The sequence below is a fragment of the Rhodococcus ruber genome, assembly GCF_016804345.1.
GTDB lineage: Bacteria > Actinomycetota > Actinomycetes > Mycobacteriales > Mycobacteriaceae > Rhodococcus > Rhodococcus ruber.
Map to the genome: position 1 here is coordinate 224193 of NZ_CP044211.1, position 12071 is coordinate 236263.

Annotated in this window: 10 protein-coding genes; all 10 read left to right on the top strand. The window is 71.0% G+C overall.

What is annotated here, in order from left to right; translation table 11 throughout:
- Window positions 1-11 precede the first annotated feature (11 nt).
- A complete protein-coding gene (locus tag F1734_RS01085; protein WP_040272922.1) occupies window positions 12-1382 on the top strand; it encodes an NtaA/DmoA family FMN-dependent monooxygenase in 1371 nt (456 codons plus the stop codon).
- Window positions 1379-2155 carry a DUF1684 domain-containing protein gene (locus tag F1734_RS01090; RefSeq protein WP_040272923.1) on the top strand — a complete coding sequence of 259 codons (777 nt, stop codon included), beginning with the start codon at window positions 1379-1381 and terminating at the stop codon, window positions 2153-2155. The genes F1734_RS01085 and F1734_RS01090 overlap by 4 nt, the downstream gene beginning before the upstream one ends.
- Window positions 2152-3306: an LLM class flavin-dependent oxidoreductase gene (locus F1734_RS01095; protein WP_010594212.1), complete on the top strand. Its 1155-nt coding sequence runs from the start codon at window positions 2152-2154 to the stop codon at window positions 3304-3306. Before F1734_RS01090 ends, F1734_RS01095 begins: the two co-directional genes overlap by 4 nt.
- Before the next feature lie 242 nt (window positions 3307-3548).
- The gene (locus tag F1734_RS01100; protein ID WP_010594213.1) at window positions 3549-4127 is read left to right on the top strand and encodes a hypothetical protein; all 579 of its coding nucleotides are present in this window, start codon (window positions 3549-3551) and stop codon (window positions 4125-4127) included.
- Window positions 4128-4298: 171 nt separating this feature from the next.
- On the top strand, window positions 4299-5471 hold the full coding sequence (locus F1734_RS01105) for an LLM class flavin-dependent oxidoreductase (RefSeq protein WP_203011255.1): 1173 nt from the start codon (window positions 4299-4301) through the stop codon (window positions 5469-5471).
- Window position 5472: 1 nt separating this feature from the next.
- A complete protein-coding gene (locus F1734_RS01110; RefSeq protein ID WP_203011256.1) occupies window positions 5473-6687 on the top strand; it encodes an SfnB family sulfur acquisition oxidoreductase in 1215 nt (404 codons plus the stop codon).
- Window positions 6688-6809: 122 nt separating this feature from the next.
- A complete protein-coding gene (locus tag F1734_RS01115) occupies window positions 6810-8027 on the top strand; it encodes an acyl-CoA dehydrogenase family protein (protein ID WP_050036148.1) in 1218 nt (405 codons plus the stop codon).
- Entirely contained in the window at window positions 8024-9436 is a 1413-nt protein-coding gene (locus tag F1734_RS01120; RefSeq protein WP_006943659.1) for an LLM class flavin-dependent oxidoreductase, read from the top strand. The genes F1734_RS01115 and F1734_RS01120 overlap by 4 nt, the downstream gene beginning before the upstream one ends.
- A gap of 29 nt (window positions 9437-9465) precedes the next feature.
- Window positions 9466-10839 carry a styrene monooxygenase/indole monooxygenase family protein gene (locus F1734_RS01125; protein ID WP_203011257.1) on the top strand — a complete coding sequence of 458 codons (1374 nt, stop codon included), beginning with the start codon at window positions 9466-9468 and terminating at the stop codon, window positions 10837-10839.
- Window positions 10840-10939: 100 nt separating this feature from the next.
- Window positions 10940-12061 carry a dimethylsulfone monooxygenase SfnG gene (gene sfnG / locus F1734_RS01130; protein WP_010594218.1) on the top strand — a complete coding sequence of 374 codons (1122 nt, stop codon included), beginning with the start codon at window positions 10940-10942 and terminating at the stop codon, window positions 12059-12061.
- Window positions 12062-12071 lie beyond the last annotated feature (10 nt).

Here is a 12071-nt window from a genome sequence, read left to right on the forward strand (position 1 = left end):
GGCCGACAACCATGCCGCAGAACACCGTTCGAAAGCAGATCCATCTGGCCGCGCACTTCCCGGGCGTCAACAACACGACCGTGTGGGCGGATCCCGAATCGAAGAGCCAGATCGACTTCGAGTCCTTCCTGCACCTGGCCCGGACCGCAGAACGCGGACTGTTCGACTTCTTCTTCCTGGCCGAGGGACTGCGGCTGCGCGAACACCGCGGCCGCATCCACGATCTCGACGTCGTCGGCCGGCCCGACACCCTTACGGTTCTCGAGGCCCTCGCCGGTGCGACGACCCACCTCGGGCTCGCGGGCACGATCAACACCACCTTCAACGAGCCGTACGAACTGGCCAAGCAGTTCGCCACCCTCGACCATCTGTCCGACGGCCGCGCCGCGTGGAACCTCGTCACCTCCTCCGACGCCTTCACCGGCGAGAACTTCCGGCGTGGCGGCTATCTCGACCACTCGCAGCGCTACGTCCGCGCCCACGAGATCGTCGACGTCACCCGGCGGCTGTGGGACGGCTGGCGCCCCGGAGCACCGGTCGTCGACCGCGAAAACGGCATCTTCGCGGCGGATTCCGACATCGCTCCGTTCGACATCCACACCACGCAGTTCGACATCTCCGGGCGGTTCGAGGTGCCACGCAGCCCGCAGGGACACCCGGTGCTCCTGCAGGCCGGCGACTCGGACGAGGGCCGCGAATTCGGCGCCGCCAAGGCCGACGCCATCTTCACCGGCCACGGCACCCTCGAGGAGGGCCACGCCTTCTACGCCGACGTCAAGGGCCGCCTCGCGAAGTACGGGCGCAGCCACGCCGACCTGAAGATCCTTCCGGCCGCGACGTTCGTCCTCGGCGACTCCGCGGAGGACGCGGCCGAGCGAGCCCGCCACATCCGGCTGCAGCAGGTGAGCCCGCAGACCGCGATCGCGTTCCTCGAGCAGGTGTGGGGCCGCGACCTGTCCGGGTACGACCCCGAAGGGCCGCTGCCGGACGTCGAACCGGAGGACAACCTGAACATCACGCGCGGCCGCGTCCGCCACGCCAAGGATCCGCGCGCCGTCGCGCTGGCCTGGCGGGAGAAGGCCGAGGCCGAGAAGCTCAGCATCCGCGAACTGATCATCGAGGTCACCGCGCGGCAGCAGTTCGTCGGCACCCCCGATCACGTCGCCGCCGAGATCGACCGCTATGTGCAGACCGACGCGAGCGACGGCTTCATCCTGGTTCCGCACCTCACCCCCGGCGGCCTCGACGAATTCGTCGACAAGGTCGTGCCGCTGCTGCAGGAACGCGGCAGTTTCCGCACCGAATACGAGGGCACCACCCTGCGCAGTCACCTCGACCTGCGCCACCCGCACGAGATCGACGAAGGAGTTCAGGCATCGTGACCACCACACTCGACCGAGAGACGTTCACCGAGGACTGGCGGAGCTGGCACGCAGCCCGCGAGGAGGCGCTGCGCCGCCCGGACGGCTGGCTCAGCCTGACCGGGCTGTACTGGCTGGACACCGAGCCCACGATCCTCGACGAGGTGCCCGGATTGTGGCGGGTGGACGGCGAGCGCGTGCTCCTCGAATCCGACGGCGGAACCGAGGTGCACAAGCCGATCGAGGGCGCACCCGGTGTCCGGGTCGCGGCCGGCGACGGCTACGCCGAGATCATCCGCCGCACCGGCCGGTTCGCCGTCCGCATCCACGACCCGAAGTCGCCGGCTCTGACGGCCTTCACCGGAATCCCCGCGTACGAGCCTGCGCCGGAGTGGGTGCTGCAGGGCCGCTTCGAGGCCTTCGATCAGGTGCGGACCGTCACCACCGGCGCCGTGGTCGACGGCCTCGAGCACCACCACAGCGCGGCCGGGCTGATCCGCTTCACCCACGACGGCGCCGAGCACCGCCTCGTCGCCTTCGGCGACGGCTCGGGTCCGCTGCGCGTGCTGTTCACCGACGGAACCAGCGGCGTGACGACCTACCCGGCCGCGCGGATCCTCGAGGTCGCCGCGCCGACCGCCGACGGCTCGGTCACGCTCAACTTCACCCGGGCAGCCAACCTGCCGTGCGCGTTCACCGACGCGGCGACGTGCCCCATCGCCCCGGCGGAGAACCGGCTGCCGTTCGCCGTCGAGGCCGGCGAACGCACTCCGCGCGACGAGGAGGCCCGGTGACGACCGCATCGAATCCGGTGCCGCTCTCGGTCCTCGACCTCTCCCCCGTCAGCGAGGGATCCACCACGGCGCAGGCGTTGCACAACACCGTCGACCTGGCCCGGAGGACGGAAGGGTGGGGGTACCGCCGGTATTGGGTGGCCGAGCACCACTTCGTCGCCGTCGCGTCGTCGTCGCCGGCCGTGCTGATCGGCGCAATCGCCGCCGCCACCAGCACCATCCGCGTCGGCGCCGCCGCGGTTCAGCTCGGTCACAACACCGCGGCCGGTGTGGTCGAGGCGTTCGGCACGCTGGACGCGCTGCATCCGGGCAGGATCGACCTGGGACTCGGCCGGTCGGGACAACGCCGGGCGGAGGCGCTCGCGGCCGCCCGGTCCGGGGCCGCCGAAGAGGAATCGCACCGCGCCACCGAGGTGCGCGACGGCCTGGTCATTCCGCCGCCGTACCAGCCCGGGCCGTTGCTGTCCTCGCCGCGCCTGGTCGCCGGGTTCGCCGCGTTGCAGCAGCCGGGGGCGCAGGCCCCGGACTTCGACGGGCAGGTGGACGACATCCTCGCTCTGCTGGACGGGACCTATCGCACCGAGGACGGGATCGAGCTGCACGCCAGCCCCGGCGAGGGCGCGGACGTCGAGCTGTGGGTCTTCGGGACCAGTGCGGGGCCGTCGGCGTCGCTGGCCGGACGGCTGGGTCTGCCGTTCGGTGCGAACTACCACGTCAGTCCCGGCACCACCGTCGAGGCGGTCGAGGCGTACCGCGCGGCGTTCCGCCCGTCCCGCTTCCTCGACCGACCGTACGTGGTGGTGTCCGCCGACGCGGTCGTCGCCGACGACGACGCCACCGCGCGTGACCTGGCGGCCACGTACGGGCACTGGACGCACAGCATCCGGTCCGGCCACGGGGCCGTCCCGTACCCGGACCCGGCCACGTCGGCACCGCTGAGCGACGAGGAGCGCAGCCTCGTCGACGACCGGCTGATCACCCAGTTCGTCGGCGCTCCCGCCACCGTGGCGGAGCGGCTCGAGTCGCTGCAGCGCGTTACCGGGGCGGACGAGCTCGTGGTCACGTCGGTGACGCACCGGCACGAGGACCGGCTGCGTTCGTACGAATTGCTGGCGCGCGAGTGGGGGCTCGCCGCGCTCCGCGCCGCATGACCCCGGTGGTGAACCCGCCCGGACGGCGGGTTCACCACCGAATCGAGCATTCCCGACCAATTGTGTAGGATATCGCCCATGGCACCCGAGACCGCAGCGACCGTCGTCGCCCGCTGGTGCCGTCGTCACGTCGATCTGGGCCGGACCTCCTCGGGCATCTGTACGGGCTGACCGCTCACAGCCCCTTCCGCCACGTCGCGCCGGAGTACCACCGGAGCGGCGCATTCTCCAGGAGAAAACCCTTGTCGCACAACGCTATCCGGACCATTCATCGCCCCCTGCGTATCGCCGTCGAGCTTGCCGGACCCGAGGGACCGCACTACTGGGCCGATCTGACCACCGGACGCGCCGACGAACCGGCGCTCGACCTGAGCGCCTCGCCGTCGAACGTGGTCCGGATCCGCGCCGCCGACCTGAGGGAGAGCGCGAAGCTCCGCGAACGGGCACGCTCCGAAGCCCGCGCCGACGGTCGCGATCCCGACAGCATCAGCGTCCTGGTCGATCTCGAGGTGCTCGTCGCCGAGGAGGCCCGCGGCGCCCGCAAGCAGTATGCGCTGCTCGACGGCCGTCGTCGCGCAGACACCCTGTCCTACATCGGCACCCCGCACGGCCTCGCCGGACTGATCGCCGACATCCACACCACCCGCGTGGCCGACGGCGTGACGATCCTCCCACTCGGTGCCGAGTTCACGATCGAGCACATCGTCGACGGCACCCTGCCGTGGCTCGAATCACGGGGGCTGGCAACGCCGTCGCCCGCTGTGGTGGAGGTCCTGCGCCGCTTCGGCACCGGGGACCGCGGGCTCATCCTGGCCTCCTGACCGTCGTTCGAGACGCGGGGCGAGAGTTTCTTCTCTCGCCCCGCCTTTCGTCGTCCGGTCCACGCGTCCCGCTCGGCAGGGGCGCCGGGCGCCGTCCGGCGCGGACCAGAATTGGAATCGGACCGATTTCAACCGTGGCCCGCGCTCCGCCCCGCCCTTAACCTCGCAACAATGTCCCTCGCATTCCATTGGTTTCTTCCCACCTACGGCGACAGCCGCCTGATCGTCGGCGGCGGCCACGGAACGCCCGCCGGGGCGGCCCGCGGTGATCGGCGCGCCACCGTCGGGTACCTGGCGTCGATCGCCCGCGCCGCCGAGGAGTTCGGATTCGCCGGCGCACTCACCCCTACCGGCGCATGGTGCGAGGACGCCTTCCTCACCACGGCAATGGTGGCGCGCGAATCCGAGCGACTCGCCTTCCTCGTGGCGTTCCGCCCGGGACTGATCAGCCCCACCCTCGCCGCGCAGATGGCGGCGACGTTCTCACTGCACGCCCCGGGGCGGATCCTGCTCAACGTGGTGGTGGGCGGCGAGGCCCACGAGCAGCGCGCGTACGGCGACCACCTCGGCAAGGACGAGCGGTACGCCCGAGCGGACGAGTTCCTCTCGATCGTCCGACGGTTGTGGGCCGGCGAGACCGTCACCCACTCCGGCACGCACCTGAACATCTCGGAAGCCGCGCTGGCCACGCTCCCGAGCCCTGTCCCCCCGTTGTACTTCGGTGGATCGTCCGCCGCGGCGGGCCCGGTGGCCGCCGAGCACGCCGACGTCTACCTCACCTGGGGTGAGCCGCCGACGGCCGTCGCCGAAAAGATCGCATGGATCCGCGAACTCGCCTCCCGGCGCGGACGCACCATCCGGTTCGGCATCCGCCTGCACGTCATCACCCGGGACACCGCCGCCGATGCGTGGGCGCAGGCCGACCGGCTGATCGCGGCACTCGGCCCCGACACGGTGACCGCGGCACAGGCGGGTCTCGCACGCAGTGAGTCCGAAGGACAGCGCCGCATGCTCGCCCTGCACGAGAACAACCGGCGCAGCGGAGACTGGCGCGACGCCCGTAACCTGGAGGTGGCGCCGAACCTGTGGACCGGGGTGGGTCTCGTGCGCGGCGGGGCCGGGACGGCGCTGGTCGGCAGCCATACCGAAGTCGCCGACCGGATCGCCGAATACGCCGCGCTGGGCATCGACGAGTTCGTCCTCTCGGGATACCCGCACCTCGAGGAGCTGTACTGGTTCGGCGAGGGGGTGCTACCGGTCCTGCGGGAACGCGGACTGTTCACCGGCGGTGCCGGCGGCGCCGTATCCGGAAGCGTTCCCTTCCTTCCCGCCGGGGTCCGCTGAGATGGGCACTGCCGAGGTCACATCCGGGATCGTCGACGGCGACCACGCGCTCGAGACGGCCACGGTGCTGGGCCGGCGATTCGCCGAGAACGCCACGCTCCGCGACGCGAACCGCGAACTGCCGCACACCCAGATCCGCGAGTTCGCCGGATCGGGCCTCGGCGCGGTGACGGTGCCCCGCGCGTACGGCGGGCTCGACGTGCCCACCGAGACGCTCGTGGAGATCTTCCGGCTCCTCGCCGAGGCAGATCCGAGTATCGCGCAGATCCCCCAGTCCCACTTCACCTTCCTCGAACTGCTCCGGTCGCAGGGAACCCCGGATCAGCAGGAGTTCTTCTACGGTGAGGTGCGGTCCGGAGCCCTGTTCGCGAACGCGCAGAGCGAACGCGGCCCCCATCCCGTCGACGTGGACACCACGGTGCTCGTCCCGTCCGGTGCGGATTTCACCCTCTCGGGCCGCAAGTTCTACAGCACGGGCGCCCTGTTCGCGGACTGGATCGCCGTGCGCGCCAGTGTGGTCGGCGACGGCGGCACCCCGGGCCGCGGCACTCCGAAGGCCGTGGCGTTCGTGCCCCGCGACGCCGCCGGGCTCACCGTCGTCGACGACTGGGACGGCATGGGGCAGCGCACCACCGCCAGTGGCACCGTCACCCTCGACGGCGTGACGGTGCCCGCCTCGTCGATCGTCCCGTACTCGGGGCTGTTCGACGGGCCCACCACCTACGGGGCACAGGCACAGATCCTGCACGCCGCGATCGACGTGGGGATCGCGACCGGCGCCCTGCGCGAGGCGGTCGTGCAGGCCGGCCGCGCCCGTCCCCACTTCGAGGCGGGAGTCGACCGCGCGGTGGACGATCCGCTACTGGCTCAGCTCGCCGGCGAGGTGACCGTCACGGTGCGGGCGGCCCAGGCCCTGCTGACCGTCGCGGCCCGCGCGGTGGACTCCGCGCGCACCGACCTCGACGCCGACACCGCCACGGCGGCATCGATCGACGTCGCCACCGCGAAGGTCGCGGCGACCCGCGCCGCGCTCGACGCCGCGAACGCGGTGTTCGAACTGGGCGGCACCCGAAGCGCATCCGGCGCGGCCAACCTGTCCCGCTACTGGCGCGACGCACGCACCCACACCCTGCACGACGCGACGCGCTGGAAACTGCAGCACATCGGCCGTTGGACGCTGGACGGGACATCTCCACCACGGCACGGGGTGATCTGAGACGACCGCACGCCCGTTCCCCGGCGCCAGTATTGAACTCTGGCCGATCGCAACCGGTGCCATCGCGGGCCCGATTGTCCATCGTTGTGTCGACATCGACGCCACACCGAGGAGCATGACAGGTGAGCAGTTCAACGATCCAGACGCCGGCCGTGACCGACGACGAACTCCGGGAGCGCTTCCGGCCGATCTTCGACCGGATCGCCGAGGGAGCCGTCCAGCGCGAGCACGAGCGCCGGCTGCCGTTCCACGAGGTGCAGTGGCTGCGGGAGGCCCGTTTCGGCGCCCTGCGGGTGCCGGTCGAGTTCGGCGGCTTCGGAGCCACGATCCGTCAGCTGTTCGACCTGCTGATCGACCTCGCTGCCGCCGAGTCGAACCTGCCACAGGCGCTGCGCGTGCACTGGAGCTTCGTCGAGGACCAGCGGCTCGCGGGTGACGGACGAGCCCGGCACTGGCTCGCGGCCGCCGCGGACGGCACGCTCGTCGGCAACGCCATCACCGAACCGGGCGTGGGTGCCGCCGACCGCTACCGCACGACCCTCACCCGCAAGGGCGGCGACTGGGTCCTCGACGGAATCAAGTACTACAGCACCGGAAGCCTGTACGCCGACCACATCCTCGTCGCCGCGGACCGCGACGGCGAGCGGGTCTCGGTACTGGTGGACGCGCGGCAGGAGGGCGTCGAGCAGACCGACGACTGGGACGGTTTCGGCCAGCGGCTCACCGCGAGCGGTACCACCACCTTCACGGGAGTCGTGGTGCCGGAGGACCGCATCCTCGGGCCCGGCTACGGCGCCCCGGGCCGCACCTACGCGACCGCCTACCTGCAGCTGGTGCAGCTCGCGGTGCTCGCCGGCATCGCCCGGCGCGCCGAGGCCGACGCCGTCGACTGGGTTCGGGCGCGCACCCGCACGTTCACCCACGCCGTGGCCGACCTGCCACGGCACGACCCGCTGGTCCAGCAGGTGATCGGGAAGCTGTCGGCCGCGGCCTTCGGTGCCCGCGCCGCCGTGCTCGCCGTCGCCGACGACCTCGACGTCCTTCTCGACGCGGGCGCCGACGACCCCGAACTGCTCGACCGCGCCGAGGCTTCCGCCGCCCGCGCCCAGTCGGTGGTGATCGGGCTCGTCCTCGACGCGACGGCGCAGCTGTTCGAGGTCGGCGGCGCATCCATCACCTCGTCGGAGGCGGCGCTGGACCGGCACTGGCGCAACGCACGGACCGTCGCGGCGCACAACCCGCTGATCTACAAGCAGCAGGCCGTCGGCGCCCATGTGCTCAACGGAGATCCGCTCCCCTACGCGTGGAGCGCGGGCCGTCGCCCCGGAGTCATCGCGTGACCCGGCACATCCGCTTCAACGCGTTCGACATGAACTGCGTGGCCCACCAGTCCCCCGGACTGTGGCGCCACCCCGCGGACCGGTCGCATCGCTACACCGACCTCGGGTACTGGACCGAACTTGCCCGGCTCCTCGAACGCGGCCTGTTCGACGGCCTGTTCATCGCCGACGTGCTCGGCACGTACGACGTCTACGGCGGCACCGACGAGGCGGCGCTGCGGCAGGGGGCGCAGGTCCCGGTGGCCGATCCGCTCCTGCTCGTCTCCGCGATGGCCGCGGCGACCGAGCATCTCGGCTTCGGCATCACCACCGGAACAGGATTCGAGCATCCTTACCCGTTCGCGCGGCGGCTCTCGACCCTCGACCACCTCACCCGCGGCCGCATCGGATGGAACGTCGTCACCGGATACCTGCCGTCCGCGGCCCGCAACTTCGGCGAGGCCGACCAGCTCGATCACGACACCCGCTACGACCACGCCGACGAGTACCTCGAGGTGCTCTACAAGCTGTGGGAGGGCTCCTGGGAGGACGACGCCGTCGTCCGGGACGCCGAGCGCGGCCTCTACATCGACCCGGAGAAGGTGCACCACATCGGGCATCGCGGTGCGCATTTCACGGTGCCCGGCATTCACCTGTCCGAACCGTCACCGCAGCGGTCCCCGGTGATCTATCAGGCCGGGGCGTCGCCGCGCGGCGTGCGCTTCGCGGCGGAGAACGCGGAGGCGATCTTCGTCGGGCCGCCGTCCAAGCGGGTCCTGCGCGACACCGTGGCCCGCATCCGGGCCGCGCTCGTCGACGCCGGCCGCGATCCGTACTCCGCGCGGATCTACGCCCTCGCCACGATCGTCACGGACGCCACCGACGAGGCGGCCGCGGCCAAACACGAGGAGTACAAGCGGTACGCCAGCCTCGAGGGCGCGCTGGTGTTCACCTCCGGCTGGATGGGTATCGACCTGTCCCGCTACGACCTCGACGAGCCGATCGGCAACGTCGAGAGCAACGCCATCCGCTCCGCGGTCGCGGCGTTCCAGGAGGCCGACGACGACGGCCGCGAATGGCGCGTCCGCGACATCGCCGAGTGGGCGAGCATCGGCGGACTGGGCCCCCGCTTCGTCGGCTCCGGCGAGTCCGTCGCCACCCGGTTGCAGGAGTGGGTGGCCGAAACCGACGTCGACGGGTTCAACCTCGCCTATGCCGTCACGCCCGGCTCGTTCGAGGACGTGATCACCCACGTCGTCCCCGTCCTCCAGGAGCGCGGTGCCTACCCGACGACCTACACCGAGGGAACGCTGCGCCACAAGCTCTTCGGCAAGGGCGACCGCCTCCCCGACGAGCATCGGGGCGCCCGCTACCGGCTCGGCGCGCCCCTCTCGACCGTGACCGACCGCCACCGCGCCTACGTCGGCTGATCCATCACCGCCCACCACGAGGAGATTCCATGACCACCACTCGACGTTCCGTCGCCGTCGTCGGCGCCGGACTGGCCGGGACCACGGCCGCGCTCGGCTTCCTCGATGCCGGATTCGACGTCACCGTCCTCAGCGATCGGGATCGCGAGTCGCTGCGCAACGACGTGCCGGCGACCGGAACGGCCGTCTACTTCGGCAAGTCCCGCGAGTCCGACGCCCGGATCATCGAGGATCTGTACGCCGACGGACCCCATTCGACCGGCATGAGCACGCGCCTGTACTCGGGCGACGGCGACACCCGCGCCGAGGTCCTCGAGTTCGACCCGGATTTCCGGTACGTCGCGCAGGGCGTCGACGTCCGGCTTCGGGCGGACGACCGGCTGGGCCGTTTCCTCGACCGGGGTGGCCGGTTCGAGGTGCGCGCGGTGACGCCGGAGAGTCTCGATGCGATCGCCGCCGAGCACGACCTGACGCTCGTCGCGACCGGCAAGGGCGGCCTGTCGTCGCTGTTTCCCGTCGACGCCGAGCGCACCGTCTACCGCAAGCCCCAGCGCACCCTGCTGCTGGTGACGCTCCGGGGACTCGGGCACGGCCCGGACACGTGGGGTTACCGCTCCGAGGCGGGGGGCGCCCACAACCTGTTCAACCTGCACACCGAGTACGGCGAGGCCTGGCTCGGCCCGTACCTGCACAAGGACGCGGGTCCGACGTGGAGCTTCCTCGGCTTCGCCAAGCCGGGCAGCCCGTGGGTCGAGCGGTTCGAGGCGGTCACCGACGTCCACAGCGCGCGTCGCACCGTCGTCGAGCTGTACCGCGACTACTTCCCGCAGGACGCCCCCGAGGTGGAGAAGCTCGAGGTCATCGAGGCCGATCCGCACTCGTGGCTGCGCGGGGCCGTCACCCCGACGGTGCGGCGGGCGGTGGGCCGCACGGCCGGGGGCCACGTCGTCGCCGCGATCGGCGACACCGCCATCGCGTTCGACCCCATCGCCGGCCAGGGCGCACAGAACACCGTGGTGCAGGTGGCGGCGCTGGTCGAGGCGGCACGCGGCCACGAGGGCGAGTTCACCGCCGGCTGGCTCACGGAGCAGTTCGAAAAGCACTGGGACGCCCGCGGTCACGCCGCCGCGGAGGTGACCCGGTTGTTCCTCGGCGATCCGAAGTACGCCGTGCACGCGGAGTTGCTCTTCCCCGCGGCGACCGTGAGTGAGCCGGTGGCCGCCGCGCTGTTCGGGTTCCTGTCCGAACCCGGCACGCTGCTCGGCATCGGCACCCGCGACGACGTGCTGGCGTTCATCACCGCGCATGCCGGCGAGCCGGCCGAGGACGTGCTGGCGCGGTTCCAGCCGAGCGGCGGCTTCAGCGCGTCGCCGCTCGCCGGCGCAGCGGTCCAGCCCGCCTGACGACGACCCGGTCCCGACCGTCGCGACCGCTCGCGACGGTTGGGATCGGGTTGATTCCAACGATTGGGTGCGGCGGGTGCGGACGCTTGAATTGGTGCCCATGTCGACCGAACACATCACCCCCGAGATCAAATTCGCCTACTGGGTGCCCAACGTCAGCGGCGGCCTGGTCACCTCGAACATCGAACAGCGCACCAGCTGGGACTACGACTACAACGTCCGGCTCGCCCGCACCGCCGAGAACAACGGCTTCGAGTACGCACTCAGCCAGGTGCGGTACGAGGCCAGCTACGGCGCGGAGTTCCAGCACGAGTCCACCAGCTTCTCCCTCGCTCTCCTGCTGGCCACCGAGCGCCTGAAGGTGATCGCCGCCGTCCATCCCGGACTGTGGCAGCCGGCGGTGCTCGCCAAACTGGGTGCCACCGCCGACCAGCTCTCCAGCGGCCGGTTCGCCGTCAACGTCGTCAGCGGCTGGTTCAAGGACGAGTTCACCCACCTCGGCGAGCCGTGGCTCGAGCACGACGAACGCTACCGCCGCAGTGCCGAGTTCCTGCAGGTGCTGCGCAGGATCTGGACCGAGGACGATGTCGACTTCCGCGGCGACTTCTACCGCATCCACGACTTCACCCTCAAGCCCAAGCCCGCCAACACGCCCGAGCGGCCCAATCCCGAACTGTTCCAGGGCGGTAACTCCACTGCCGCGATCGCCAACGGTGGCCGCTACGCGGACTGGTACTTCAGCAACGGCAAAGACTACGACGGCATCAGCGACCAGATCGCCGACCTGCGCGCCGTCGCCCGCGAGCACCAGCGCGAGGTAAAGGTCGGCCTCAACGGGTTCATCATCGCCCGCGACACCGAGAAGGAAGCGCGCGACACGCTCCGCGAGATCATCGAGAAGGCGAACCGCCCGGCGGTCGAGGGCTTCCACAGCGCCGTGCAGCAGGCCGGCGCGTCCACCGGGGACAAGAAGGGTATGTGGGCCGACTCGACATTCGAGGACCTGGTCCAGTACAACGACGGCTTCCGCACCCAGCTCATCGGCACGCCTGAGCAGATCGCCCATCGCATCGTCGAATACCGCCGGCGCGGGGTCGATCTCATCCTGTCCGGCTTCCTCCATTTCCAGGAGGAGATCGAGTACTTCGGCGAGAAGGTGCTGCCGCTCGTGCGCGAACTCGAGGCCGCCGATCAGGACGACCGCGAGCCCGTGGTCGTCTGACCCGGCCCGA